The organism is Acidithiobacillus caldus ATCC 51756 (assembly GCF_000175575.2).
Taxonomy (GTDB): Bacteria; Pseudomonadota; Gammaproteobacteria; order Acidithiobacillales; family Acidithiobacillaceae; genus Acidithiobacillus_A; species Acidithiobacillus_A caldus.
The window spans coordinates 868,135-893,286 of the sequence record NZ_CP005986.1; the positions used below are offsets into that span (position 1 = coordinate 868,135).

Here is a 25,152-nt window from a genome sequence, read left to right on the forward strand (position 1 = left end):
AACAAAGGGCGCAGTGTAGAACGACCTTTTGATACCGTCCAGTCGGTGTCTTGCGCGTCGGCACGGCCCGTCGCCTTTTGCTGACGACCGCAGCCCGGGACGGGTATCATCCGGTAACAGGACAGGGGAGGACGCCATGGCAGCTTTCGGAACCAGTGGATTGCGGGGTTTGGTGGAAGAGTTGGACGACCGCCTCGTCTACCGCTACGTACGAGCCTTCTTGCGGTATCTGGAGGACCTTCGTGAGTTCGCGCCGGGCAGCGAGGCCATCCTGGGAGGCGATCTGCGACCGAGCACCCCGGCGATACTCGAAGCCGCCTGGGCGGCGGTGGACGATGCCGGCGGCGAGCCCCGCTTCGCCGGTTACCTGCCGACCCCAGCCCTGGCCCTGGCCGGCTTCACGCGAAAGGTTCCGTCCCTCATGGTGACGGGCAGTCACATTCCCTTCGACCGCAACGGCATCAAGTTCAATCGGGTACAGGGTGAGCTCGGCAAGGCCGATGAGGCGGGCATTCTTGCCCACCTTGCGGCCGTCCCTGAACCCGAGAGAGACGGGCGCGGAGCTCTGCGCCACAGGCCGGTTTTGCCTGCACCCGAGTCTTCCTTCACGCTCGACTATCTCCGTCGTTACCGGGATTGTCTGGATTCCCGGGCCCTGGCGGGGCTGCGCATCGGCATCTATCAGCATTCCGGTGTGGCCCGTGACCTTCTGGAAACGCTCCTCGCCGGGTTCGGTGCCCAGATCATCCCTCTGGGACGGACGGAGGACTTCGTTCCCATGGATACGGAAGCCCTGCGGGCGGAAGACCGGGAGCGGGCGGCCCGCTGGGTGCGCATGCACGCCCTCGATGCCCTGGTCAGCACCGACGGCGATGCCGACCGGCCGATGCTGGCCGATGAGTGCGGCAACTGGTGGCGCGGCGATCTTCTCGGCCTGGTCAGCGCCCGTATCCTGGCTGCCGATGCCGTGGTGACGCCCGTCTCCAGCAATACCGCCCTGGAGCGGAGCGGCTTTTTTGCCCATGTCCTGCGCACCCGCATCGGCTCGCCCTACGTCATTGCCGCCATGGACGAGGCGCGGGCCCAGGGTTACCAGCGTATCGTCGGTTATGAAGCCAACGGCGGTCTGCTCCTGGGCTCGGAGATTCCCTGGGAAAAGGGCAGACTCGCGGCCCTGCCGACTCGGGATGCCGTCCTGCCCCTGCTCGCCGTTCTGCGCGAGGCGCGGCGTCGCGAACAGCCCCTCTCCAGTCTGCTGGATACCTTGCCGCAGCGCTTCACCAGCAGTGATCGCCTGCAGGACTTCCCCACCGAGGTCAGTCATCGACGCCTGCAACGCTATCGTGCGGCGGATGGCCGCGCGCTTTTTGGCCGGGATTTTGGTGATCTCTGTGGTGGCGAGCCGCTCCGGCTGGATCACAGCGATGGCGTTCGCGCATTTTTTGCCAGCGGCGACATCCTCCATTTGCGGCCCTCGGGTAATGCCCCGGAGCTGCGTTGCTACACCGAGGCTGATTCGGTCACGCGCGCCGAAGCACTGTTGCAGGGAGCGCTGACGCGACTGGCGCGTTGGCGTCAGCCGGAGGAGGCCTGATTGCCGCGCCGCTCCGGGAGCCTGGTGCTGTACCTCGGTCTGGGTCTGCTGCTACTGGCCCTGTTTCTGATGGTGCTGCGCTATCTGGGCGTGGTTTTTGCCACCAGTGCCAAGGCCCAGCTCGCCCTGCAGGCGGACAATGCCGAAGCACTGGTACTGCTGCACCTGGCGCAGATCCTCAATTGGGTCCGCTGGCGCTGGATTGCCGACATTCTTGCCGCTGGAGTGCTCTTGACCTTGTGGGATAGCCTGCAGGGCCTCCGGTCGCGTTTATGGCCTCCGCGCCAGGACTGAGCCTCGGGGGACGCAGGCAGGTAAACCGACCCCCGCTCAGGCCTGCGGCAGCCGGGATCCGCTTCCCTCCCGCCGCGCCATGAGTGTGGGCAGATCCTCAAGATTCCAGGCGGCGACGAAGGCCGCCAGGGTGAGCGCCGCGGCAATGCCGAAATCCCAGTGCAGAGCGTGGACGATGTGCGCAGCGGCACGGCCATCGGATGCTGCCGACGTGCTCCCCAAAAAGTGGGTGAACACCGCACCAAAGCCGGCCACCCCCAAGGTCCCGCCCAGAGAGCGGAAGAGCGATACCGTCGCTGTGGCCACGCCCAGATGGCGATGGGGGAGCGCCCATTGGGCCGATAGCACCATGACCTGCATGGTCGAGCCCAGCCCCACGCCGAGCAGGATCAGAGCGCCATCGATCTGCCAAAAGGGCGTCTGCACCGCAATGTGCGAGAGCCACCAGAGCGCGATAGCCGTCAACAGGGTCCCGAGGATCGGCACCCACCGGAATTTTTGATGTTTGCTGATCCAACGCCCGCTGAAGATCGAGGTCAAGAGCATACCCACCAGCAGGAAAAGCATTTCCAGACCCGATTCCGTCGGTGTGAAGGCGCGCACCGTCTGATAATAGGTGGGTAAAAAGCTGATGGATCCAAGCATTGCCGTGCCCACGAAAAAGGACACGATGACACTCGCGCTGAAGGTCTTATGCCGGAAAAAACCTAAAGGTAAAATGGGCTCTGGATGGCGCGGGCTCCAGTAAAAAATCCCCCAGAGACTCGCCAGTATCGTCACAAGGAGGATCCAGTGCCAGGGTCCGGTATTTTGCAATTCCGTGAGCAGTACCAGAGCAGACAGGCCCAGGAATAGGGAAGCGGCACCGACGATATCGAAAGGAAAGCGTTTTCTTGGGGTTTTCGGAAATGCCCAGTGGATGATGATCAGGCAAAATAGGCCAAAGGGGATGTTGATGTAGAAGATCCAGCGCCAGCCCAGATGCTGGACGACGAATCCGCCCAGAAAAGGCCCGATCAGGGTCGCCAGGCCAAAAGCGGCGCCCACCAGACCCTGGTACTTGCCGCGCTGCTCCAGCGGCAGGAAGTCGGCGATGCTGGCAATGGCGGTGACCAGGATGCCGCCGCCACCAAGACCCTGCAGAGCCCGAAAGCACACCAAGCTTTCGAGACTCCAGGCCAGCCCCGAGAAAATCGAACCCACCAGAAAGAAAGCCACCGCAAAACTCAACACCAGCTTGCGCCCCATCAGATCGCCGACCTTGCCGTAAATGGGCAGTGAAACCGTAGAACTCAGTAGATAAGCGGTAATTACCCAGGGGAGGTGAGCGAGTCCGTGCAAATCCACGGCGATGGTTGGCAAGGCCGTGGCCACGACGGTCTGATCCATGGCCGCAAGGAATATGGCGGACAGTACCGCCAAGAACATGCTCTTTTGCGCCAAGGACAAACGATAAGGTGCAGACATGGACCATCCCGGATCGACAGACAATGACGACGATGCTAACACAAAGGACACGACCGAGAGGATGGAAAGCGGCCTCAGGCTGCAGTCTTTTGGCGCCGAGTTGCTTAACGTCGCCAAGGCGTCACCACGGCGATGGGCATGAGTCGCGCTACCAACGGTGCCGTGGCGTTGGAAGCACGCCCCCGGATTGATCCCGCATAGTGACCGATACGGTCGTGCCATACTCGGCTATAGCTGACTGCGCTGCCGCCGTCACCACAGGATGGCTGGAGTATATCACGACGTCGCGCTGGTGCATTGCGACCGACTGCGTCTGTCCGAGGCTTTGCCAAATTTTTTCATAAGGGTTGCGAGCGCGCCTGGGACCTTGCTCCATCCGACGGGTACGCATAGGTTTGGTCAACCGTTGGCTAGCGCGCAGGACACCATGCTGAAAGTGAACATGTGCGAAGCGAAGACCCAGCTCTCTAAACTCGTGGAACGTGTGCTGGCGGGGGAAAGCGTGATCATCGCGAAGTTTGGAATGCCGGTGGTGCGTCTCGTCCCCACGTCTATCGAACATCGGCAACGACGCCCGGGACTGTTCGAAGGAAAAATTCGTATGGCGCCGGATTTTGACCAAACCAGAGAGGAAATTTCGTCGGGGTTCGAGCGCGAGTGAGTCAGCTGCTGCTGGACACGCATTCTTTTCTTTGGTGGCTCGAAAATGATGCTGCATTGGGGGAGCGGGCTCGCGCGGAGATTGCTTGTGCCGAAAATCCGGTTTTTGTCTCTGCCGCGAGTTTTTGGGAAATCGGTACCAAAAGGTCTCCAGGAAAATTGGAGGCCCCAGGCGATCTGCAAGATGTTTTGTCGGAGGATAATTTTCTGGGGCTTCCACTTCAGGTAGCGCATGCGGCGTTGGCTGGAGTTTTGCCGCTGCACCATCGCGGTCCTTTTGATCGGATGCTCGTCGCGCAGTCGATGATCGAGGACTTACCGTTGGTTACGGCTGATCGTCAACTACACGTTTACGATATTCCTATTCTCGATGCCTGCTCCTGATCCGCTAAAAACACCCCCATTGCGCGTTTGGCTGGAGCGACGCCTAGCCCTGGATGGCTTTTTACGGCATCCCCCAGGGAGGCTCTGAACTGGCCTCCTGATACAATGGGCTGACCGAGTTGCGAGGAGACGCCATCCACGACCGGGCAGATGACCTCTGCCGAAGAACCCAGCCTGTCGCGGCGCCGAAAGCAGACCAAGCGGGAACGCTTTTTGGCTGAGATGGATGCGGTGGTTCGCTGGGCCGGACTTGTGGCCTTGATTGAACCGCACTATCCCACGGGGGCCATCGGTGGTCCTTGCGGACCGGGGCTACGATCATCCTCGTGTGCATGACACGCTGGCGGCCCGAGGCATCCGAAACGCTGTAGCGCGTCGACGTTTTCCTGGTCAGAAAACGGGATTGGCCGCTCTCAAACGCTATAACCGCGCTATTGCCCGGATCCGTGCCCGGGGTGAGCATGTCTTTCGGGCGCTCAACTGACCACGCTCTTTGCCTTGGCCAACTTGCACATGCTGCGCAGATATCCACTGGCCGAGTAGTGAGTGGTGCGTCCAGATTCTAGGAATCTCCCAGAAAATGGTGGTATTTCGATCGGACATGGGCCTCATGGCGTCGTTTTTTGCGATTCCGGATCAGCGACGGTGTCTTTTTCGACTAAATCGGACCTTCCCTCGTCGCTGGGGTACTTCTGCGCTACCCCGTATATATCGGGCGGCGTGGACCCATCGAGGCGGAAACAGCCGTGGCGGAACTCATCTGTTGGAAGCATTTGCGTCAGGGGCGCAGGTATTGGTGGCGCAAGCCCTATCGCTGGATCCTGCGGCGGGTCATTGGCGTGCGTTGAGCCGCGACGCTTCGGTCTTGACCACCCGGATAGGTGCGACAAGGCGCATGGGGCAAGGGGACGGTGTTGCCGTTACGTGAACGCATCTCCGTATTCCTAAGGGCTCTGGGCTCATCGCGCTCTTGGATAGCCAGGAAGCGAGACGCAACAGGACGCTTCGCCGCCTGGCGATCGCTAAAAATTCAGCGATTCAATATGGTGCCCAGGGCCGGACTCGAACCGGCACGGCATAAGCCGAGGGATTTTAAGTCCCTTGCGTCTACCGATTTCGCCACCTGGGCGCGCAGTCAATGACGGGCTTCATTCACGCAGGTACCCTGTGCAGATGGGAGGATACTCGGCACAGAGCAAGTATGATGATGACAGACCGCGATGCCCTTTCCAAGACTTGACCCGGTGTGGCTCGGGTTCTGCGCCGGACAGGGGAGAGGTTCGCCTGCGGTACTTGAGCACGTACCCGGGTACGGTGATATCACTGGGGTATCTACCGTCCGCCGGAGTATGATCATGTCCATGGTATCGCGTGTCGCTGAAAAAACGGGAGTCATTGGTGCTGTTGTGGGCAGTTTCAGTTGTGCTGCCTGTTTTCCTGCCGCGGCGAGTCTCGGTGCGGCCATCGGCTTGGGCTTCTTGAGCCAGTGGGAAGGCCTCTTCATGCACTGGTTGATCCCAAGCTTTGCAGCCTTGGCCCTGCTTGCCAATTTGTTGGGCTGGTTCGCTCACCGGCGATGGCAACGCACCGTGCTCACCTGTCTCGGTCCATTTCTGGTGCTCCTCGGAGTTTTTGGGATGACTCAGCATTTCCTGGTGCGCGACTGGTCTCGCGGACTGTTTTACTCGGGCCTGATCCTGATGATCCTTTTTTCGCTGTGGGATTTCTTCTGGCCTGCTCAGCCTCGCTGCACTTCCGAGGTCTGCAAGAGTCCAGAGCAATCGCGCTGAGAATCCTCGAGTCCTGCCCTGGTTGCGCGGCTCGCGCGGATGCGCAATCAGAGCTTACCGGATACGGGTCGCCTTCACCCAACCCTCTGGAGAGGCGTCCCTTTGCAGAGCGCCTGCCCGGATCGCCGCTGCACCTCGGCCGGTCGTGAGCGTGCTGTCGATCTTTGCTGGGCGTATTGACCAAGCGGCCTTGGTTGTGGATGGTAGCTCGGCGGTCAACGCGCGAGGAATCCGGGGAATACGATGACGAAAAGTGTGCCTTATGCGGATGTCATCATCGTTGGCGGTGGGATAAGTGGTCTATATGCTGCCCGGCTGCTAACGGACCTGGGGGTGGATTGGCGCTTGTTGGAGGGCAGGAACCGAATGGGCGGTCGAATTCTGTCCGTGGTTCCTCCACGCGCTGTGAACCCGATCCACCCGACCCAGGCACCCGGTTTTGATCTTGGACCGTCCTGGTTTTGGCCGGAATACCAGGGCGATCTGGCTCGACTCGTGGAGCAGCTGCAACTCGAGACTTTTCCCGAATTTGAGACCGGTGAGATGGTGGTCGAGCGCCTTGCGACGCCTGCGCCGTATCGTGTACCCGGCTATTCTTCCGCACCACAATCCTGGCGACTGGCAGGCGGTATGGGTGCACTGGTAACCAGGCTGCAGGACGGACTGAAGGGCGACCGTATGCATCTGGGGCAAGTCCTACACAGGTTGGAAATTTGCGGAGAGCAGATAGTCCTCACCACCCGAAACGAGAAGGGAGAAACGAAGCAGTGGCAGGGTGGTACGATTCTGCTGGCACTGCCGCCGCGCCTTGCTGCCCAGACCCTGGATTTTCAACCCGCGCTGCCTCAGTACCTGGTGGAAGACTGGTCTGCAGTACCCACGTGGATGGCGCCCCACGCTAAATATGTGGCCCTCTACGATAAACCCTTCTGGCGCGAGCAGGGCCTGTCGGGTGAGGCTCGGAGCGTTCTTGGACCGCTGCAGGAAATCCACGATGCCTCTGCGCCCGATGGGCCGTTTGGACTGTTCGGTTTTTTGGGGCTGCCGGCGCGAGATCGTCGCAGTCTCACGGAGCCACTTCTGCTGGAGGCCTGTCGCGAGCAGCTCGGTCGCCTTTTCGGGATGGCGGCAACGGGGCCCGTGACTGAGTATTACAAGGATTGGGCAGCTGACCCATTCACCGCGACCGCAGCCGATACCCACATCGGCGATGGCCATGTGCCAGCTCCCAGAGCCGCTCCCGAGGAAGGTCCTTGGGCGGGCCGTATTTACGCCATCGGAAGCGAATGGGCGAGGGAGTTCCCGGGCTACGTGGCGGGTGCTCTTGAGAGCGCAACGATTGGAGTAAACCGGATCTGCCTGAACCGTGAGGACAGGAACCGGTAGCGCCGGAAAGCAGGTTTTCGTCTTCCCATCTGAGGCCCGGTATACTCGTTTGCCGCTAACTAGCGGGGTACGATTGGTAAAACGGCAACCCCGTTTCCTATTATAGGAGCGCGAAAACCTTGCCTGCCATGACCTTTTTCCTGAAGGTCGCCAGCCGTCTTCTTAAAAGTTCTGTTCGACGCTTTTTTCGAAGCTACGCACTTCGGGACTAGAAGCGCTTTACCGGAGGGCAAGTCAACCCTAACAAATCAGCGAGAGCATATACACCATGGCATTCATATTGCTTGTTGGAGGCGGTCATCGACTCGACAGGCAGGGATGATCATGAACTTTAGAATATTCGTATTATGCTGCGGTATTTTGTTTGGCGTTATGATGGGCGTCGGTCAGGCAGGTACTCTGTCGGATGCGCAGGCGATCTCTGGCCTGCATGCCGCAAAGGCCGTTTTTCTGGTCAATGTAAAAAACCCGGACGCCCTCTACCATGTCGTCAAGGTTATCGAGCTAACACGCAAGCAGCTCGAACAGCAGAAGGTCGCGCCCCATTTCATCGTGGTCTTTATTGGTCCCGACGTCGCCTTCCTGACAAAAGATCGCAGAGGGATTCCATATACCGATGAACGCGCTGTCGCTGGTATACAGCATGAGATTGAACGGTTTGCTAGGAAAGGGATTCAATTCCAGGCCTGTGGCGTCGCTCTAAAAGGCATGGACATACATCCCTCCATGCTCATATCCACGGTGCAACCTGTGGAGAGTGGATTCATTTCGGTCATCGCTTATCAAGAAAAAGGATATGCCTTGGTTCCAGTATATTGATGTGCGATTAGAGAAAATCCAATAGTTGCCCGGGCAGCAGACGCTAAATCTATATACCCGGGCTATTGGTGGAACTCTGCGCTATCAAACAGCTCCGGGTATGCTCTTCAAAGCCGCGATGACCACAGAGTCGATCCGATTTGCAATAGTGTCGGCGGAAGTCTTCTGGGTATAAGCGATCCGTTCCGGATAGACAATCGTCGTCGTCCCGTTCTTCGCGAACACCGTAAGATCCAATGGACAGACGGCCGCGGATTTCCAATGGCTGTTCAGCAACTGGCTGAAGAACATGGGGTTACAGAAGACAAAGGCCTGCACGTCGGTGAACTTGCCCTGGTTGAGATCGGGGATATGCAGCACCTTCTCCTTGGCTTCGATCCGTTTCAGCACGTCCAGATGCATTACCACCTTGAAGTGGTGTGCAGTCAGCGCGCGCTCCAACTCGGGTACGACCCGGCGGAGAGGAGCGTGTATATTTTCTACATACAAGTCGCCGGCAAGGGCTGACGAGCTGAAAGCCATAGCCACTGCGACGCCGGCGATAATCTTTACGGAAAGATGCATTTCGTTCCTCCAGAATATGAGTGGAAAATTATACAACTAACATCTGTTGTTCCCATCTGGGCATGTGCCCAGAGGAACATTGTGCCATTTGGCCCCAACCTCAATGGTAATCTGAGGTTCTGCGTTAGTGGCATAAATCATGCTTTCACGAATTTGCGATTAACACAAGACCAAAGGAGAGGACACCATGAACGTTTCTGTCGTCGCGAAACGACGAGTCGCCGCTGCGCTGGCTGTTTCCTTGATTGCCATGAATGCCGGCACGGTTTCAGCAGCAAACTGGTTCAAGATTCAGGACACCAACGCCAAGAAGGTACCGTTGATCTCGGGTTTCATTGAACCAGACGTATTCGCGATGGCAGGTACTCCAGTAGCGATTTATAATCCGGTTCTCAAAAAATACGTAGAAGCTGTACCACATGTGAATTTGGTAGGCCCAAACTTTACACAAAGTACGACTGGGATCATCCAGCGAGCGCGTCTCATGATTCGGGGCTGGATCGACCCCCATATTTCGTACTTCTTTGCTGGTGAGTTTGGAAACAACGCTGCTACCGACGTGCGTGGGCATTACCAGCCGCAGTTGCAGGACGGGCGATTCACCTTCAGCGGCTATATTCCGGGTATCCGGGTAGAGGCGGGGATAATTCGAGCTCCCAGCGCCGAAGATGCCATGAACGGGTACATGAGTTATAATTACGTTGTTTTCCCAACGGTAATAAATCAACTCATGCTGCAGCCATTTTACGCAGCGCGGCCGTCTTCACCCTATGCTGCAGGCCCCAGCGGCTCAGTTCTCGTACCTTCCAGTGAATCCTTGGGAGTGAATGCCTTTCGTTACCCGGGTATCCAACTGTTCGATTGGAAAACTTGGGGCCATTGGCAGATCGCGTATGCAGCCATGGTTGGCATGTACGGCAGCGTTGCCGCCGGGAATCTTTCCAATAGCCCCCTATATGCTGCCCGATTGCAGGGTTCGTACATCTTTGGTGGGCACGGTCCGTTCCGAAGTGATGTGACGGCGTGGATCTGGTATCAGAACGCCCAGCCAGACTACCTGGGACATGCGTATAATATGCAGCGTGAAGGCGCGGGTTTCCAGTATCTAGATGGTTATATGCATCGCTGGGGCCGTCGCCTTAAATTCGAGTACATGCGGGGGAATGGCTGGATTTCTGCGCCGGCGGCCTTCAGCCAGGCAATTGGCCTCCAACCGGCTCTATACAACAACCAGCTGTATACGAATATCAGCAACTCGGCCTATGGATATTATGTGGAGGGTGGAGTATTTCTTACTAAACGAATTGAAGCGGATGTCCGCTACGATTACTACAATCGCCTCCCCAATCTGGAAGCTGCCGGACAGGAGCGCGTCTTCAAGACGTGGGCACTGGCTCTACAGTATCACTTCACGCCAATCACAAAGTTGATGGCAGGATACTATTTCCGGACCGTAGACGCCCCGGGAGTTGCTCCGAACACGCCGGGAGCCGCCGTAAGTGCCGCTACCGATAATGAATTTGCCATGCAGGCCATGATCAGTTTCTGAACCAGGGAGATCAAACGAATGCAATACCAGTTTGCACAGGCCATGAAAACTCTGATGCTGTAGCGATACTCATGCTCTTGGAGTGGAGTAGCCACGGCGATGTATCGATGATGAAGATTTACTTGACATCCAGCCTTGCTCACGATCATCCTTTGCTAGTCGCAAACTGGTCGTTCAGGTCAGTCAGGATAATCCAGCCCGTTGGGATCTGGTGTTGAATACTACCCAGAATATACTGAATTACTTTGGGCAGGAGAAAGTCCAGATCGTCATCGTTGCCTTTGGGCCCGGTCTCAAGTTTCTGCTGGCCAATAGCCCGGTGAAGCAAAGGATTGCCGCGTTGGATGCGGAGGGCGTCGAATTTGACGCCTGCCACAACACCATGCTGCAGTTCCAGAAGAAGCTGGGGCATATGCCCGAATTGGTCCCATCGGCTGTTGTTGTGCCTGCAGGAATCGTGCGGATCATGCAGTTGGAGAGTCATGGATTTGATTACGTTAAGCCCTGAAATACAGCTGCCTTGGCAGGATTGCCACAGTTAATAGAGTGCCGACCGGTAGAAGAGGCGAGATTGATGTGGGCGCTTTGGAGAGATTGTTGAGATGGAAAAATTTGATTCGGGGCTCGCCATAGATCAGGCTATGCTGGAATTTACACCGCCAGCCGAGGTGATTCGGCCACACGGGCGGAACGTGGACATGCAGCGCAAGACGAATGGCGTCCTGGTTGCCGCATTTCTCTGTTCTCTATGCGTATCAACGGCCTACGCCAATGTATCGTTGACTCCTCAGCGCTGGGATACCTACGCACTGCAGGGATCACACAATGCATATTACCCGTCAGGCTTTCCGGCACGGTCGTGGACATTTGTGGTTCCGGGCGCGAGAAACATAAATCGCAAAATCGTGCGCAGCCCAATCACTATCCGCGACCTCGTGGGGTTTCCGATAGGGGTCTCCGTAGTTGGTGGGGTGGTGTACGCGCCCAACGACAACGGTTACCTCTACGCGCTTAATGCAAAGGATGGCCACCTGCGGTGGGCAGCGAATGCCTACGGGCAGATCATGACGACACCCCTGGTCGAGACCGTAAAAAGTCAGAAACTCGCATATATTGGTGTGGGTAATTCGGTTTTTGCTTATAGCCAAGCCAAGCGGTTTGGTATTCCCGGGGCGCATGTCGTTCGTGGCACGGACGTTTCGGCAATCGAGGCTATTGATACTAACGACGGTATGCTCCGATGGGTGTATCCTACCAAGGGCGAGGATATGCCTACACCAGTGTTCGTGAACGGAAAGATAATTTTTGGTAATGGAGACGGGCACGTATATGCGCTGGGGGCTGAGAATGGCACGCTTTTATGGAAAACGAGCATTGATTCCTTCGTCAGTATGTCCTCGGCGACGCCTGCAGATGGCGGTCAGATCGTTGTTTTGGGTGGTACGCATCCCAGTGCCATCTATGGGATCAGCAGTGTTTCCGGGAAAATACTTTGGAAGGTATACCCGCGCGGAATATATTCGAGCAGCGGAGGCGATGGTACCTGGGCAGCTCAAGGTAATGTGGTAGTAGGTCAGATAGAAATCCACCGCGCGGCTCAAGCAAAGGGGATGTCCTCGTCCGAGGAAATTGCCTTGAACGCCAGGAGTGGGCACGTTCTGTGGTCAAAGGTCCTTGGCTCCGGGAAAGTTCCACCACGCAACAAGGATGCGGTTCCCACAGTCGTGGACGGCACCATTTTCACCGGAAGCCCGGTCACCCACGACGAGTATGCCATGGCCTTGGAATCGGGCAGGATCTTGTGGAAAGTCCATTTGTCGGCGGGCATGAAGGCGGCGCCATTGGTGCTGAAGGATCGCGTGATCCAACCCACGGGCAACGGAGACCTGTATGCCTTGGACAAGCAGACCGGAGCGGTGGAAAACATCTATCGCAATCGGTGCGGTGGATTCGGCCCACAAAATGGCGTTGTGATAGGAAGCACGTATTTTATCGGGTCAAACGCCGGCTGCGTGGAGGCGATACCGACCTCGGAGATTCTGGACAGACACCGAGGGTGATTGCCGTCCACGTTCGGCGAGATTAGGAGGTCGCTGAAAAAATATTGAAAAATCTCTTTTGATTGGGATATTCGGTCACAAAACCCCGGGAAACAGGCGCGGGCGCAGCTGTTTTGTTGTTTTTCTGAGCTTTTGGTAGCCCTTGGACGGATTCCGGACGCACGAATCCCATCAAGCCACTGCCAGTCGCGCCATCCGCACGAGGTTGTACGCGGTGGCCGCCAAGGAGAAGTGCAGACCGACCCGTTCCAAACCACGGAATCGGGTTTTCCGCATCCCTCCCACAGTCTTCATCCAGCCGAAGATGGATTCTATCCGCCGCCGGACGTGGATGCTCATGGCATAGCCCCGGTGGCGAGTAGTCCGGGCATCGATGGCCGAGCCTTTCCGCTTGCGGGCTACATGAGGGGTCACATTCCGGTCCCGGAGATCCTGAACAAAGCCGTGACGGTCATAGCCCTTGTCGGCACCGAGGGTGATGCGCTGGTTCCCGCCCAGATCATCCACCAATTGGGTAGCGGCATCCACTTCTGCCGTGCCATCGGCGGTGGTCACCTGTTCCCCGGCAATCAATCCATGCCGATTATCCATGAGCACATGACCCAGGTAGGCCAGACGGGACGCCTCTCCGGGAGCCTTCTTGTACAGCCGGGCATCGGGGTCCGTCACCGATGCGTGGGTCTCATTGCTGCGCTCCTGGCCCCGGAAGTCGGAGCCATCACCGCTACGATCTTCGGGATCCTTGGGCTGAAAGGATTTCTGCGAGGCCCAGGCCTCCAACAGCGTACCATCGACGGAGAAATGCTCTTCGGAGAGCAGATTCTGGCCGCGAGCCTGTTCCAGTACGGATCGGAAGAATTCCCGTACCGTCCCGTGATCCAGCAACCGATCGCGATTCTTAGTAAAGACCGTGGGCACCCAGACCTCGTCGTCCATTCCCAAACCGACAAACCAGCGGAACAGCAGGTTGTAGTTGAGTTGCTCCATCAGCTGCCGTTCCGAGCGGATGCTGTAGAAGACCTGCAGGAGCAGTGCGCGCAGGAGAAACTCCGGGGGAATGGAGGGGCGACCGTAGCTCGAGTACATCGTGCTGAAGTGGCTATCCATCTCCGCTAGGGACCGCTCCACGATAGCCCGGATCGCTCTCAGCGGATGGTCCTGGGGCACCCGTTGCTCCGGGGAAACGTAGCTGAATAACCCTTGAGTCTCTACCTTGGCTCCACGCATCTTTCCACCCCCCGCTGCACCATTTTGCCCAGTATACCACCGACTTTTTCAGCAGCTTCTTAGACCTGCCATCCCGCGCTCAAAAACGAAGTGCGTCGCCCGCGCCCAGTAGGCCCTCCCAGGCCTGCTGGGCGCGCAGACCCAGGCGTTGCGCCCAGGAACTGGGGCCTGACGCGCGCACGGCCAGGACCCTGCCGCGGTCCGCGGCTTCCTGGATCACGGTATCGCTGGTCGCTAAACGATCCACGAGACCAAGCTCCTGGGCGCGGATGCCGAGCCAAGCCTCGCCGGTGGCGACCTGCTCCAGATCGAGGCTTGGCCGATACTCGGCGACGAAGTGGCGGAACATGGCGTGGATATCCTCTAGTTCTTCCCGGAGCTTCTGTCGCCCAGCATCGGTGTTCTCACCAAAGAGCGTTACGGTGCGTTTGTACTTGCCGGCGGTGAATTGCTCGAAATCGATATGGCGTTCACGCAGCCAGCGGTTGAAGTTGGGGATCTGCGCCACCACGCCAATGGAGCCGACGAGCGCGAAGGGGCTCGCGACGATCTCGTGCGCGGTGACGGCCATGAGATAACCGCCGCTGGCGGCCACTTGGTCCACCAGGACCGTGAGATGCAATTGTGCTGCGCGTAGACGGAGGAGCTGGGCAGCGGCAAGGCCATAGGCATTGACCATGCCGCCACCGCTTTCCAGACGCAGAAGGACGCGATCGCCAGGGCGAGCGGCGGCGAGGATGGCGCTCACCTCCTCGCGCAGACTGGCCACGGCCGAGGCACGCAGATCGCCCTTGAAATCCAGGACAAAGGTACAGTCACCCACCTGCGCGGCTTCGTCCTTGGCGTGGCGCTTACGCGCCTTGGCAGCGGCCTTGGCCGAGGCCTTGTCCAGCCGTTGCTGCTCGACGAGGGCGCCGTTGCGCCGCAATTGGGCACGCAGGTCCGTCACCTGGATCCGCGCTCCGGGTTGCCGCATTCCCTTGCGACCGAGAAAGATCAGCCCGCCGGCGAGTATCAGCAGGGCCAAGACGATGGTCGCCGTTTCTGCCAGAAAGACGAGATAGTGGGTCAACATGGAGTCCTCAGGGGTCGGGTTTGATAAGGGGGGCGGCCGCACGCACCGAACGGGCAAGGAGCGCCTTGCTTGAAAGCCATTAAGGTAGGGTCTACCATCCAGAACATAGCGAGGAGGTTGCGAGAGTCCATGCTGCACGTCAAGTTCTTTGCCAGCGTTCGCGAGCGGGTAGGTCGTTCCCAGATGGACTTGCCCTGGTCGGAGGGGATGACGGTGACCGCTGCCCTGCAGGCTGTGGAAGAGGCCTCGGGGGTGACATTGCACGGGCAACACCTGCTTGCCGCCCGCAATCAGCATCACGTGACCTTTGCCGAGCCCCTTGCCGATGGTGATGAAGTGGCTTTTTTCCCGCCCGTGACCGGAGGCTGAGTGCTGGTCCGAGTGCAGGAAACGGACTTCGATCCCGCCGAGATCCTTACGGCTGAGCTTCCCAACGCCTGCGGCGCCGTGGTCAGTTTCGTCGGCACCGTGCGGGATTACAGCGAGTCCAGCGACATCCTCGCCCTGGAGATCGAGCATTATCCGGGCATGACCGAGCGCGAACTTCAGCGTTTGCAGCAAGAGGCGGCGCGGCGCTTTGCCATTCTCGACAGCGCTATCGTGCACCGTTTCGGTCGCTTGGGGCCCAGTGAGCGTATCGTTCTCGTGGCGGTGTGGTCCAGCCACCGCGCCGCTGCCTTCGATGCCTGTCGCTTTCTCATCGACGTTCTCAAGACCTCGGCGCCTTTCTGGAAGAAAGAGATCACCCCAACCGGCGCGCGCTGGGTGACGGATTGCCCCGGCTGTCGGGCCGGCACGCGCCACGGCCACGTCCATCCCGACGTTCTACAGGAGTCCTGACCCGTGCCCAGCTTTGATGTCGTTTCGGAAATCGACCTCCAGGAAGTGGACAACGCGCTGAATACCACGCGCAAGGAGATCGGCACGCGTTACGATTTCAAGGGCAGCAAGGCCAGTATCGAACGTAAGGATCACGAACTCATCCTGCTGGCGGAAGACGAGTACAAGCTGGGGCAGATGCTGGACCTGCTGGCGGCCCGCCTGGTCAGACGCGGCGTCGATCTGAAGGCACTGGATTACGGGGCGGTGGAAACGGTGGGGGGCGGTCTGGAGCGGCAGGTGGTCCGCCTTAAGGCGGGCATTGCCGCGGAGGTGGGCAAGCGCATGATCAAGCATCTGAAAGACGGCAAATTCAAGGCGCAGGCCAGCATCCAGGGCGAGCAACTGCGGGTCAGTGGCAAGAGCCGGGATGAACTGCAGGCAGCCATTGCCGCCTTGCGCGCCGAGGATTTTGGCCAGCCTCTGCAATTCACCAACTTCCGCGACTGAACATGGACGGCAGCGGTCAGAGCATTCGCCGTTTCCTGCGCGCCCACTATCGGGGAGCCGTTGCTACCCTCGCTGCCGGCGACGGAGTGCCCTACGCGTCGGTGGTGCACTATGCCTGCGATCAGCAAGGAAGGCCCTGGTTTCTGTTTTCGGACCTGGCGGTGCACAGCCACGATCTGGCCGCGGATCAGCGCGCCTCGCTCCTGGTCTGGGAAGATGGACCCGATCTCATGGCCCTGCCGCGTGCGACCTTTCTCGGATGCATCGCTCGTGCCGACCCCGATCCGGCGCTGGAGGGGCGGCTGATGACCCTGCTGCCGGGCGCCGAGTCCTACCTCGACATGCCCGATTTTCGCTTCTATCGTCTGGAATGTGCCCGGGTGCGCTGGATCGGGGGTTTTGGCAGCATGGGTTGGCTCCAGAGCGAGACCGACTTTCTCCTGCCGGTGGCGCGGGAGCTGGAACTGCAGGAGGCGGCGGCCGTCGCCCACATGAACGCTGACCACGGCGATGCCCTCGCCGATTACTGGCGCATGGCCTCGGGACAGACGGCTGGGGCGCCGGTTCGGCTTCTGGCCCTGGACGCCGAGGGTATGGATCTGGGCTGCGGTTCCGAACGGTTGCGCCTGGATTTTCCGAGCCCAGTGGCAACGCCCATGCAGTGGCGTGAGCAGCTGGTGGCCATGGCGCGACAGGCGCGCAGTCCACACCCATGACCGTGGCGGCGCGAGCCACACCATTGCGCGCCTGGCACCTGGCCCAGGGTGCGCGCATGGTGGAGTTCGCCGACTGGGAGCTGCCCCTGCACTACGGTTCCCAGCTTGCCGAGCATGCCGCCGTGCGGGAAGCCGCCGGGCTTTTCGACGTATCGCACATGCGGCCTCTGGACGTTTCCGGACCGCAGGCGAGGGACTTCCTCCGCTATGCCTTGGCCAACGATGTCGCCCGTCTCGACGGACAGGACGGCAAGGCGCTTTACACCGTCATGGTGCAGGAGGATGGAGGGATTCTCGACGATCTCATCGTTACCCGGCGCACCGCGCGGGAGTATCGTCTGGTGCTCAACGCGGCGCGTGCCGAGAGTGATACGGTTCATCTGCGCTGCCTTGCGCGTCGGTGGGCCGGTTCCCAGCGCGCTGCCCCAGAAATTCAGGAACGTCCAGACCTTGGCATTCTCGCCTGCCAGGGGCCCGTGGCGGCTCGGCAGTTGGCCGCAGTGCTGGATTTCCCGGAGTTGCTGCAGCGCAAACCCTTCAGTACCCTGGAACGCGACCAACTGTTTCTCTCGCGCACCGGTTACACGGGCGAGGACGGTTTCGAAATCATCGCGCCTGGGGATCGGCTGCTGGGCCTGGCGGACGCCCTGGTCGCCGCGGGGGTGAAGCCGGCCGGACTCGCAGCCCGAGATAGTCTGCGCCTCGAGGCTGGGCTGAATCTCTATGGACAGGATATGACCGTCGCCGACAGTCCGGCACGCAGCAACCTCGATTGGACCGTCGATCTGCGTGACCCGGAGCGGGAGTTCCTGGGACGGTCGGCCCTGGCCGCCGAGCGCGCTCAGGGGGCTAGGCAGGCCCTGCGCGGGCTTATCCTGAAGGATGGCATTGCCCGTGCGGGTTGTGCCGTTTCAAGCCGCGAGGGCCTTCCCCTCGGACAGGTTACGAGCGGACTTTTTGCCCCGAGCCTGCGCCGTGGTATCGCCCTGGCGCGCCTGACGTCCGACACCCCACTCGGCGCCACGGTCTTCGTATCCCTTCGGGGGCGGGAGCACGTCGCCCTCGTCGTTCAACCCCCTTTCTGGCGGCGCGGCCGCCCCTGTCACGATGTCGAGGAGCGGATACGTGAGCACGATACCTGAGCAGTTGCGTTACAGTGAGACCCATGAGTGGGTGGAAGATCTTGGCTCCGGTCGTTACCGCGTCGGTATCACCCATCACGCTCAGGAGCTCTTGGGTGACCTGGTCTACGTGGAACTGCCAGAGAGCGGTCGCGAGGTCCAGGCGGGCACGAGCTGCGGTGTACTCGAGTCCGTCAAAGCCGCCTCCGATCTTTTCGCGCCGCTGACGGGGGTGGTGGTGGAGCGTAACGAGGCGCTCAGCGAGCACCCGGAATGGCTCAATGAAGATCCCTATGGCCGCGCCTGGCTCATGGTGCTGGAAGCCCCGCCCGGTTCCACCGCCGAGCTGCTGGATGCGGCAGGTTACCGGCGGCTTATCGAGGGGCAGTAAATGCCGTACATCCCCCACGACGCGGAGGAGACGGCGGCGATGCTGGCGGCTATCGATGCGGGCAGCATCGATGCGCTTTTCGACGAGATTCCGGAGCACCTGCAGGGTATTCCTCAGGGCTTACCCGAGGGGCTCTCGGAGATGGCCCTGGCGCGGGAGTTCGAGGCGCTGGCTGGAGCTCAGCCGCTCCTGCGCTGTTTTGCGGGGGCCGGCGCCTACGCCCACCACATTCCCGCCACCGTAGCGGAGCTCATTGGACGCGGTGAGTTCTACTCCGCTTACACGCCCTATCAGGCGGAGGCAAGTCAGGGTACGCTTCAGGTCATTTTTGAGTTTCAGACCTACATCTGCCGGCTGACTGGGATGGAGGTCGCCAATGCCTCCCTCTACGATGGTGCCAGTGCGCTCTTCGAGGCCTGTCTCATGGCCCTGCGCTTGCGGCCGGAGCGGCGCAGCATCCTCGTGCCAAAGCACTTGTTACCCAATTGGCGTGAGGTGCTGGACAGCCTGCTGCCTCTGCAGAACATCCGCTGCATCGAGATGGACGTCGATCCGCATCGGGGCACTATGCAAGTACCGGCGCAGGCCCCGGCCGATGCCGCTGCCCTCATCATTCCGCAGATCAATGCCTTGGGTCTTCTGGAGGATGTCGACGCTCTGCAACGCTGGGCCAAGACACAGGGCCTGCTGAGCATTGCCGTCGTTCAGCCGCTGAGCCTTGCCCTGCTGAAGGAGCCCGGCCTCTGGGGTGAGGGTGGTGCCGATATCGTGGTCGGTGAGGCGCAGGCCCTGGGGATTCCCCTGAGTGGCGGTGGCCCCTACTGCGGCATCTTTGCCTGTCGCCGGGGGATGGTCCGGCAGATGCCGGGGCGGCTCGTGGCGAGGACCCGCGATGGATCCGGCAGGGTCGGATATTGCCTTACCCTGCAGGCGCGCGAACAGCATATTCGCCGTGGTCAGGCAACGAGTAATGTCTGTACCAATCAGGGCTTGATGGTGACAGCCGCGACCATCGCGATGGCTACCCTGGGCGCTCGCGGATTACAGGAGGCCGCCATCCAGAGTCACGAAAAAGCCAGTGCCTTGCTCTCTGCCCTGCTGCGTTTCGAGGGTGTGGAGCGTGTCTGGGATGGGCCCTTCTTCAACGAATTTGTGCTGCGTTTCCCCAAGCCCGCCGCCCAGCTGCGCGATGCGCTCTTGGCGGACGGAATCCTTGCTGGAGTACCTCTGGCAGATCTGGGCCTTGGCGAGGCTGGTGATCTGCTCATCGCTGGTACCGAGATGGTGACGGACGAAGACATCGATGCCTACTGCGCGGCGCTTGGCCGATTTCTGGAGCACTGAGTCATGGATACGATTTTTCATCTCAGCGAACGGCGCGATGCGACGCCGCCGGAGGTGGACATCCCCGCGGCCTATCGGCGGCAGGAGCCCCTCGACCTGCCCAATCCCAGTGAACTGGAGGCCCTGCGTCATTACACCCTTCTGAGTCAGAAGAATTTTGCCATCGATACCCACTTCTATCCCCTGGGTTCCTGCACCATGAAGTACAACCCACGGATAGCCCATCGTCTGGCGAATCTGGCCGGTTTCGCTCGCGTCCATCCAGCTACGCCCGCGTCCGCACAGCAAGGTCTTTTGCACCTGCTCTGGGATTTGCAAAATGGTCTTGCACAGCTCACTCAGATGGCGGCCGTGAGTCTGACACCGGCAGCGGGCGCCCAGGGTGAGCTGGCGGGCGTCGCCATGATCCGCGCCTATCACCATGCTCGCGGCGACCTTGGGCGTCGGCGCATGCTCATCCCGAGCGCCGCCCACGGCACTAATCCGGCCAGCGCGCGCATGGCGGGTTTCACGGTCACCGAACTACCCACCCGTGCCGACGGCGATCTGGATCTGGCCGCGCTGGAGCGTGAGCTGGGTCCGGATGTGGCCGGGATCATGCTCACCAATCCCTCCACCCTGGGGGTCTTCGAACGCCAGATCGAGACCATCGCCGAACGGGTCCACCAGGCTGGCGCGCTGCTCTATTACGATGGCGCGAATCTCAATGCCATTTTGGGACGGGTGGCACCAGGGCGCATGGGGTTCGATGTCATGCATCTCAACCTGCATAAGACCTTTGCCACTCCCCATGGAGGCGGTGGGCCCGGCTCGGGCGCGGTGGCTGCCGCCGCCCATCTGGAGCCATACCTGCCTCTGCCGCGGGTGCAGCGTGAGGCGGATGGTAGCTGGCGCTGGCTCGATCGCGTCGATTGTCCCCAGAGTATTGGGCGTCTCAGCGCCCATGCCGGCAATATCGGAGTCCTGCTGCGTGCCCAGGCCTATCTGCGGCGCCTGGGTGGCAGCGGGGCACATCGCGTCTCTGCCTACGCCGTCCTCAACGCCAATTATCTGTTCAAGGAGTTGCAGCGAGTGGGATATCGAGCCGCTTTTCCGCAGCGCCGCGCCAGTCACGAGTTCTTGCTGACGGTGGAGGACCTTCGCCAGCAAACGGGTGTGCGCGCCCTGGATGTGGCCAAGCGCTTGCTGGATTTTGGCATCTACGCGCCGACCATCTATTTCCCCCAGCTCGTGCCGGAATGCCTGCTCATCGAGCCAACGGAAACGGAAAGCAAGGCGACGCTGGATCGTTTTGTCGCGGTGATGGCGCAGATCCGGCAGGAGGCTTTGGAGCAGCCGGAACTGCTCAAGGATGCCCCGCACCAGTTGACGGTGGGACGCCTGGATGAGGCCTGGGCGGCACGCCATCTGGAACTGGTCCAAGGCCGATGCTGAGCGCACAGACCGCAAGCTCCCCGAAGGAGCTTCTGCAGCAGCTGGCTACCGCCGTTCTCGACAAGGAACGGGCCCTGCGCCTGGTGGTGGCTGCCTTGCTGGGGGATGGTCACGTCCTGCTGGAAGACCTGCCGGGGGTGGGCAAGACGACCCTGGCCCTGGCCCTGGCCCGCTCCCTGGGTCTTGCCTTCGCGCGCATTCAGATGACCTCCGATCTGCTTCCGGGCGACATCTTGGGAGGCACGACCTTCGATCCCAACGCGCGGCGGTTCGTTTTCCGCCCCGGGCCCATTTTCCACTCCGTGGTTTTGGTGGACGAAATCAATCGGGCCTCGCCCCGGGCGCAGTCAGCGCTTCTGGAGGCCATGGCCGAGGGACAGGTATCCCTGGATGGCCAGACCTATCCGCTGCCGGATCCTTTTTTTGTCATAGCCACCCAGAATCCCATGGAACATCAAGGGGTCTTCCCCCTTCCGGAAAGTCAGCTGGATCGCTTCAGCATCATTCTTTCCCTGGGCTACCCCTCGGCGGCGGCGGAGGCTCGCCTCTTGGCGGGGGAACTCACGCGCGTCGATGCGCTCGCGCCGGTGGCCGATGCCGTCACCGTGCAGGTCTGGCGACAGGCGGTGAGCCAGGTATTCCTGAGCACGGAGATCCGGCAGATGCTGCTGGACCTTGCGCACCGCAGTCGTGGCGATGGGCGTATCCGCCTGGGTCTCTCGCCGCGGGGACTGCTGGCCTTGCGGCGCATGGTGCAGGCCTGGGCCTTTCTGGATGGGCGCGATTTTGTCGAGCCGGGAGATCTGCGTGCCGTAACGCTGCCCGTGCTCGCCCATCGTCTGCTGCTGCGGGAACCAGGCTCGGCAGCGCAGATGGCCGTTGCCCTGATGCAGGAGTGTTGGGGTTTCGGGCCGTGAGTCGTCCGCCGCGCGAGGTACGCCTGTCGCGTGCCGGCAAGGTCTTCGTGGTTTTTACCGTGGCGGTGGGCTTCGCCGCCGTCAATACCGGCAACAATATCCTCTTTCTCCTGGTCTCCCTGATGCTCGCCATCATGATCCTCTCGGGTCTGGCGGCTCTGCTGAATCTCTGGCGGATCGATGTGCACGTCCCTCCCGGCCAGCTGCTGAACGCAGGTGAGGCGGCGGTGCTGCAGATCGAGCTGCGCAATGACCGGCCTTGGGGGGCGTGGCTGTTGGAGCTTCAGCTTGGTCCGGCGCGGGTTTCCTGGCCGTACCTGGGGGCAAGGACGACGGTGTCCATTTCCCTGCCCTGGACGGCCGCGGAGCGCGGCCAACCGCCTTTGCCGGACCTGCTGCTCGGCTCATCCTTTCCCTTCGCCTTCGTCTGGCGGGGACGCTACCGTGCCATCCCCAGCGCCCATTGGCCCTGGGTTGCCCCGGCGCCCAGCCGCTGGGATGTCACGCTGCCAACGCAGGACGTGGATGGTGCACAGCTGGACCATGGTGCTGGAGGGCAGGGGGATCTGCTCTGGTTGCGTCCCCGCGAGGAGCGCGAACCGCTCCAGCGCGTCTTGTGGCGGCGCTGCGTCTGGCGGGATCCGGAGATCGGGTTGGCGGCTTATCTTCCGGTCGTGGTGCGGGAGCGGGATGCGGACGAGGAAGTCTGGGTCCTCGACTGGAATGCACCGGCGCTGGCGGCATGGAATACGGAAGAACGGCTGCGGGCTTTGCGTGCCGGCCTGGATCGCGCCGTGGCCGAAGGTCGGGCGTGGAGCCTGCGCTTGCCGGGTTTTTCCGTGGATGGCCGTGCCGGGCAAGGGCAGCTGCGCGCGTTGGAAGCACTGGCGCGCCAAAGGCCCTTGCCTCCTTACCCACCGGTGGATCGCCGGCGCGCAGCAGCGCCCTGGTCACGACTGTCGGCGTGGCAGCGGGGTGCGCGTGCGTCCTGACGGGCGTGGCCGGATTCCCCCCGCGCTCGTGGCGGGCATCGCCCTCGTGCTGTTTCTGGCCATTGGTAGCGATGCCCTGCAATGGCCCTTGCTGCTGTGGCTGCCAGCAACGCTCTGGAGCCTGTGGGCAGGCCCCTCGGAGCGTCCTTTTCCGCTGTCCGGGCGCCTGCGTTTCGTCGCCCTCCTCAGCCTGATGCTGGTGGCCGTCGCTGTGGCGGGTCTGGGCAACTGGCTGGTCATGGCCAGCCAAATCCTCATCCTTGCCCTGACCTTCAAGGCATTGGAGCTGCGCGAACTGCGCGACGTCTATCAAGTCGCCGCCCTGGTCCTGCTGGGTCTGGGCATTGCCGCCTGGCTGCGGGTCGATCTTTCCCTCGGGCTCTATCTGCTGCTGGAGGTGCTGCTCGTTCCTCTGGCGCTGCTCTGGCAGGGTTACTGGGATGCCTGTCGGGGGCAACTTGCCCGTGTCGTCGGTTCCAGCCGGGAGCAGCTCGTACCCTTGCGCCGCCTGGTCCTTTTCGACCTGGGCTTCATGTTCCTGTTGCTCCCGGTGCTGGCGCTCTTCTTTCTACTGCTGCCGCGCACCCCCACGCCGCTGTGGCACTGGGGAGCGGCAGCGGGCACGGCGGTATCGGGTTTTCAGGCAAGGCTAGATCCCCGTGACATCCGCGAACTCAGTCTGGATCCGGCCGTTGCCTTTCGCGCGCGCATCCAGGGTGCGGTTCCACCTCCCGCCGAGCTCTACTGGCAAGGGGCCATTCTCTGGCGCGACGATGGCGGCGCCAACTGGAGTCGTGGACTGCCGCCAAGGTCCGATTTTGCCGGCGTGCAGCAAGCCGATCCCCGACTGGGCGGGGCCTCGTGGCGGGAGACTATTTTACTGAGCTCTGGGGAGCATGAGTTTCTCTTCAGTCTGGGGCAGATGCAGTCTGTGCAGAGTTCGCGCCCCGTGGAGCGTCTGCCCGATGGGGCCTGGCGTCTGCGCGAGCCGAGTCACGAGCCACTGCGCTACGAGGCATTGGCAAGCCCCGACACTGGGGCTTCCACCTTACCGGACTCCTTGCGCAAGGTCGCCCTACAATTGCCAGCCAGGGTGGATCCGCAGGTGCTTGCCCTGGCCCGGCGCTTGCGCGGTGCCGATGCCGGGGCCAGTGTTGCCCACATACTGCACTGGTTTGCCACCGCCGACTTCCGCTACAGCCTGAAGGCGCCGGCAGCGTATCCCCATGGGCAGAGTCTTAGCGATTTTCTGCTGCGAACCCACGAAGGCTACTGCGAATACTACGCTGCCGGTTTGGCCCTGCTGTTGCGCCTCGATGGTGTGCCGGCGCGCGTGGTCGTAGGGTATCGGGGCGGTGAATACAATCCGGTGGGCGCTTTTTGGGTGGTGCGTCAGAACATGGCGCATGCCTGGGTACAGGCTTGGCTACCGGGGCGTGGTTGGGTCCGCCTCGACGCAACCCCTGCGGCACCCAGCGGTACCACGGCGGGCGCTGCCGCGGCGGGCCGGGACCGGGCGTTGTCCGGCACCGATTCCCTGTGGAACTGGCTGCAGTGGCAGTGGCTCAACTGGGTGATTCAACTCACGCCTGCCAAGCAGCGCAGCCTCTGGTCTGCCGGGGGCAGCGTGCTGCAGGGCCTTGCCCACTGGCAGACGCCAAAACTGCGGAAGATGCCCACCCTCTGGCAGCACGGTGGTCACGACACGCTACGGGCTTTGGGACTGCTGACGGTGGCGGGCATGGTGCTCATACTTGCCCTGGTATGGCGCCGGATTGGCAGGAGAGGCGTCGAGTTCTGGCAGCAGCGCGCGCGCCGACGACTGGCGCGGGCCGGTTTTGGGGACTCCCGACCGGGCACGGAGTTCGTCGCCCTGGCGCAAAGGTCGATCCCAGCGCCGCAGCGGCAGGCGCTGGTAGAACTCATTCGTCGGCAACGCTACGGACCGCGAGCCGACCGTGCCGGAGATTTGGCCTTGAAGCGTGGGCTAAGGGCCATTCGCCGCCATCCGAGCGCAGATCCGCAGTAGCGCAAAGCCC

Annotated in this window: 25 protein-coding genes, 1 tRNA gene and 2 pseudogenes; 23 read left to right on the forward strand and 5 right to left on the reverse strand. The window is 61.1% G+C overall.

Annotated elements, in window-relative coordinates; translation table 11 throughout:
- Positions 1-136: 136 nt before the first annotated feature.
- Entirely contained in the window at positions 137-1,594 is a 1,458-nt protein-coding gene (locus tag ACAty_RS04340; protein ID WP_004871173.1) for a phosphomannomutase, read from the forward strand.
- Positions 1,595-1,888, forward strand: a complete 294-nt coding sequence (locus ACAty_RS04345; protein WP_004871174.1) for a hypothetical protein — start codon at positions 1,595-1,597, stop codon at positions 1,886-1,888.
- Between the two features lie 36 nt (positions 1,889-1,924).
- On the opposite strand, the gene ACAty_RS04350 is transcribed toward ACAty_RS04345, so the two are convergent.
- Positions 1,925-3,355, reverse strand: coding sequence for an MDR family MFS transporter (locus tag ACAty_RS04350; protein WP_004871175.1), 1,431 nt, complete (start codon positions 3,353-3,355; stop codon positions 1,925-1,927).
- 427 nt (positions 3,356-3,782) lie between these two features.
- Here ACAty_RS04350 and ACAty_RS04355 point away from each other — a divergent pair, with 427 nt between their 5' ends.
- The 4 genes and pseudogenes from ACAty_RS04355 to ACAty_RS16840 all read left to right on the forward strand — a co-directional run.
- Positions 3,783-4,016, forward strand: a complete 234-nt coding sequence (locus ACAty_RS04355) for a type II toxin-antitoxin system Phd/YefM family antitoxin (protein WP_038472603.1) — start codon at positions 3,783-3,785, stop codon at positions 4,014-4,016.
- On the forward strand, positions 4,013-4,399 hold the full coding sequence (locus ACAty_RS04360; RefSeq protein WP_014002528.1) for a type II toxin-antitoxin system VapC family toxin: 387 nt from the start codon (positions 4,013-4,015) through the stop codon (positions 4,397-4,399). The genes ACAty_RS04355 and ACAty_RS04360 overlap by 4 nt, the downstream gene beginning before the upstream one ends.
- A 150-nt stretch (positions 4,400-4,549) precedes the next feature.
- Positions 4,550-4,708, forward strand: a pseudogene (locus tag ACAty_RS16355) (IS5 family transposase); the annotation flags it as partial.
- Positions 4,695-4,942 (forward strand): annotated as a pseudogene (locus ACAty_RS16840) (IS5 family transposase); the annotation flags it as partial. The pseudogenes ACAty_RS16355 and ACAty_RS16840, both read left to right, overlap by 14 nt.
- Positions 4,943-5,443: 501 nt before the next feature.
- On the opposite strand, the gene ACAty_RS04370 reads toward ACAty_RS16840, so the two are convergent.
- Positions 5,444-5,528: transfer RNA gene (locus ACAty_RS04370), tRNA-Leu, on the reverse strand.
- Positions 5,529-5,754: 226 nt separating this feature from the next.
- Here ACAty_RS04370 and merC point away from each other — a divergent pair.
- The 3 genes from merC to ACAty_RS04385 all read left to right on the forward strand — a co-directional run bounded on the left by merC (position 5,755) and on the right by ACAty_RS04385 (position 8,394).
- A complete protein-coding gene (merC, locus tag ACAty_RS04375) occupies positions 5,755-6,189 on the forward strand; it encodes an organomercurial transporter MerC (RefSeq protein WP_004871179.1) in 435 nt (144 codons plus the stop codon).
- Positions 6,190-6,432: 243 nt separating this feature from the next.
- A complete protein-coding gene (locus ACAty_RS04380) occupies positions 6,433-7,575 on the forward strand; it encodes a flavin monoamine oxidase family protein (RefSeq protein WP_004871180.1) in 1,143 nt (380 codons plus the stop codon).
- 324 nt (positions 7,576-7,899) lie between these two features.
- Entirely contained in the window at positions 7,900-8,394 is a 495-nt protein-coding gene (locus ACAty_RS04385; protein WP_038472609.1) for a DsrE family protein, read from the forward strand.
- An 84-nt stretch (positions 8,395-8,478) separates the two neighbouring features.
- On the opposite strand, the gene ACAty_RS04390 is transcribed toward ACAty_RS04385, so the two are convergent.
- Complete coding sequence (locus ACAty_RS04390; RefSeq protein WP_038471664.1) at positions 8,479-8,958, reverse strand: DUF302 domain-containing protein; 480 nt, start codon at positions 8,956-8,958, stop codon at positions 8,479-8,481.
- Positions 8,959-9,145: 187 nt separating this feature from the next.
- Between ACAty_RS04390 and ACAty_RS04395 the strand changes: the two genes are divergently transcribed.
- The 3 genes from ACAty_RS04395 (at position 9,146) to ACAty_RS04405 (ending at position 12,567) form a co-directional block, all read left to right on the forward strand.
- Positions 9,146-10,507, forward strand: coding sequence for a hypothetical protein (locus ACAty_RS04395; RefSeq protein WP_004871184.1), 1,362 nt, complete (start codon positions 9,146-9,148; stop codon positions 10,505-10,507).
- Positions 10,508-10,718: 211 nt separating this feature from the next.
- Positions 10,719-11,015 carry a DsrE family protein gene (locus ACAty_RS04400; protein ID WP_004867408.1) on the forward strand — a complete coding sequence of 99 codons (297 nt, stop codon included), beginning with the start codon at positions 10,719-10,721 and terminating at the stop codon, positions 11,013-11,015.
- Positions 11,016-11,109: 94 nt separating this feature from the next.
- On the forward strand, positions 11,110-12,567 hold the full coding sequence (locus ACAty_RS04405) for an outer membrane protein assembly factor BamB family protein (protein ID WP_004867410.1): 1,458 nt from the start codon (positions 11,110-11,112) through the stop codon (positions 12,565-12,567).
- 171 nt (positions 12,568-12,738) lie between these two features.
- Here the strand turns inward: ACAty_RS04405 and ACAty_RS04410 are convergent, their stop codons facing one another.
- Both ACAty_RS04410 and sohB read right to left on the reverse strand, forming a co-directional pair.
- Complete coding sequence (locus ACAty_RS04410) at positions 12,739-13,794, reverse strand: IS5 family transposase (RefSeq protein WP_014002136.1); 1,056 nt, start codon at positions 13,792-13,794, stop codon at positions 12,739-12,741.
- A gap of 79 nt (positions 13,795-13,873) precedes the next feature.
- On the reverse strand, positions 13,874-14,869 hold the full coding sequence (gene sohB / locus ACAty_RS04415) for a protease SohB (RefSeq protein ID WP_004871194.1): 996 nt from the start codon (positions 14,867-14,869) through the stop codon (positions 13,874-13,876).
- A gap of 129 nt (positions 14,870-14,998) precedes the next feature.
- On the opposite strand from sohB, the gene ACAty_RS04420 reads away from it, so the two are divergent.
- From ACAty_RS04420 to ACAty_RS04470, 11 genes are read left to right on the forward strand one after another with little or no spacing between them, the layout of a single operon-like run.
- Positions 14,999-15,238, forward strand: a complete 240-nt coding sequence (locus tag ACAty_RS04420; protein ID WP_004871196.1) for a MoaD/ThiS family protein — start codon at positions 14,999-15,001, stop codon at positions 15,236-15,238.
- Positions 15,239-15,709 (forward strand): molybdenum cofactor biosynthesis protein MoaE, encoded by a 471-nt coding sequence (locus ACAty_RS04425; RefSeq protein ID WP_004871198.1) that lies wholly within the window; start codon positions 15,239-15,241, stop codon positions 15,707-15,709.
- Between the two features lie 3 nt (positions 15,710-15,712).
- Positions 15,713-16,198: a YajQ family cyclic di-GMP-binding protein gene (locus ACAty_RS04430; RefSeq protein ID WP_004871199.1), complete on the forward strand. Its 486-nt coding sequence runs from the start codon at positions 15,713-15,715 to the stop codon at positions 16,196-16,198.
- 2 nt (positions 16,199-16,200) lie between these two features.
- Positions 16,201-16,914, forward strand: a complete 714-nt coding sequence (locus tag ACAty_RS04435; RefSeq protein ID WP_004871201.1) for a HugZ family pyridoxamine 5'-phosphate oxidase — start codon at positions 16,201-16,203, stop codon at positions 16,912-16,914.
- Complete coding sequence (gcvT, locus tag ACAty_RS04440) at positions 16,911-18,056, forward strand: glycine cleavage system aminomethyltransferase GcvT (protein WP_004871204.1); 1,146 nt, start codon at positions 16,911-16,913, stop codon at positions 18,054-18,056. The genes ACAty_RS04435 and gcvT overlap by 4 nt, the downstream gene beginning before the upstream one ends.
- Entirely contained in the window at positions 18,040-18,426 is a 387-nt protein-coding gene (gcvH, locus tag ACAty_RS04445; protein WP_004871205.1) for a glycine cleavage system protein GcvH, read from the forward strand. The genes gcvT and gcvH overlap by 17 nt, the downstream gene beginning before the upstream one ends.
- Entirely contained in the window at positions 18,427-19,770 is a 1,344-nt protein-coding gene (gene gcvPA, locus ACAty_RS04450; RefSeq protein WP_038471668.1) for an aminomethyl-transferring glycine dehydrogenase subunit GcvPA, read from the forward strand.
- 3 nt (positions 19,771-19,773) lie between these two features.
- Positions 19,774-21,204 (forward strand): aminomethyl-transferring glycine dehydrogenase subunit GcvPB, encoded by a 1,431-nt coding sequence (gene gcvPB / locus ACAty_RS04455; RefSeq protein WP_004871209.1) that lies wholly within the window; start codon positions 19,774-19,776, stop codon positions 21,202-21,204.
- Positions 21,198-22,121 carry an AAA family ATPase gene (locus tag ACAty_RS04460; RefSeq protein ID WP_004871210.1) on the forward strand — a complete coding sequence of 308 codons (924 nt, stop codon included), beginning with the start codon at positions 21,198-21,200 and terminating at the stop codon, positions 22,119-22,121. Before gcvPB ends, ACAty_RS04460 begins: the two co-directional genes overlap by 7 nt.
- Entirely contained in the window at positions 22,118-23,113 is a 996-nt protein-coding gene (locus ACAty_RS04465) for a hypothetical protein (protein ID WP_014002544.1), read from the forward strand. Before ACAty_RS04460 ends, ACAty_RS04465 begins: the two co-directional genes overlap by 4 nt.
- Positions 23,097-25,142 carry a transglutaminase family protein gene (locus ACAty_RS04470; protein WP_238323815.1) on the forward strand — a complete coding sequence of 682 codons (2,046 nt, stop codon included), beginning with the start codon at positions 23,097-23,099 and terminating at the stop codon, positions 25,140-25,142. Before ACAty_RS04465 ends, ACAty_RS04470 begins: the two co-directional genes overlap by 17 nt.
- The last annotated feature ends 10 nt before the right edge of the window (positions 25,143-25,152 follow it).

What these genes read in the sequence shown, in the direction of transcription:
- ACAty_RS04420 (WP_004871196.1), top strand. Translation starts at nt 14,999, where the DNA reads ATGCTGCACGTCAAGTTCTTTGCCAGCGTTCGCGAGCGGGTAGGTCGT.
- sohB (WP_004871194.1), bottom strand. Translation starts at nt 14,869, where the DNA reads ATGTTGACCCACTATCTCGTCTTTCTGGCAGAAACGGCGACCATCGTC.
- ACAty_RS04355 (WP_038472603.1), top strand. Translation starts at nt 3,783, where the DNA reads ATGCTGAAAGTGAACATGTGCGAAGCGAAGACCCAGCTCTCTAAACTC.
- ACAty_RS04410 (WP_014002136.1), bottom strand. Translation starts at nt 13,794, where the DNA reads ATGCGTGGAGCCAAGGTAGAGACTCAAGGGTTATTCAGCTACGTTTCC.
- ACAty_RS04395 (WP_004871184.1), top strand. Translation starts at nt 9,146, where the DNA reads ATGAACGTTTCTGTCGTCGCGAAACGACGAGTCGCCGCTGCGCTGGCT.
- ACAty_RS04385 (WP_038472609.1), top strand. Translation starts at nt 7,900, where the DNA reads ATGAACTTTAGAATATTCGTATTATGCTGCGGTATTTTGTTTGGCGTT.
- ACAty_RS04435 (WP_004871201.1), top strand. Translation starts at nt 16,201, where the DNA reads ATGGACGGCAGCGGTCAGAGCATTCGCCGTTTCCTGCGCGCCCACTAT.
- gcvPB (WP_004871209.1), top strand. Translation starts at nt 19,774, where the DNA reads ATGGATACGATTTTTCATCTCAGCGAACGGCGCGATGCGACGCCGCCG.
- ACAty_RS04340 (WP_004871173.1), top strand. Translation starts at nt 137, where the DNA reads ATGGCAGCTTTCGGAACCAGTGGATTGCGGGGTTTGGTGGAAGAGTTG.
- gcvPA (WP_038471668.1), top strand. Translation starts at nt 18,427, where the DNA reads ATGCCGTACATCCCCCACGACGCGGAGGAGACGGCGGCGATGCTGGCG.
- ACAty_RS04405 (WP_004867410.1), top strand. Translation starts at nt 11,110, where the DNA reads ATGGAAAAATTTGATTCGGGGCTCGCCATAGATCAGGCTATGCTGGAA.
- ACAty_RS04380 (WP_004871180.1), top strand. Translation starts at nt 6,433, where the DNA reads ATGACGAAAAGTGTGCCTTATGCGGATGTCATCATCGTTGGCGGTGGG.
- ACAty_RS04460 (WP_004871210.1), top strand. Translation starts at nt 21,198, where the DNA reads ATGCTGAGCGCACAGACCGCAAGCTCCCCGAAGGAGCTTCTGCAGCAG.
- merC (WP_004871179.1), top strand. Translation starts at nt 5,755, where the DNA reads ATGTCCATGGTATCGCGTGTCGCTGAAAAAACGGGAGTCATTGGTGCT.
- gcvT (WP_004871204.1), top strand. Translation starts at nt 16,911, where the DNA reads ATGACCGTGGCGGCGCGAGCCACACCATTGCGCGCCTGGCACCTGGCC.
- ACAty_RS04350 (WP_004871175.1), bottom strand. Translation starts at nt 3,355, where the DNA reads ATGTCTGCACCTTATCGTTTGTCCTTGGCGCAAAAGAGCATGTTCTTG.
- ACAty_RS04390 (WP_038471664.1), bottom strand. Translation starts at nt 8,958, where the DNA reads ATGCATCTTTCCGTAAAGATTATCGCCGGCGTCGCAGTGGCTATGGCT.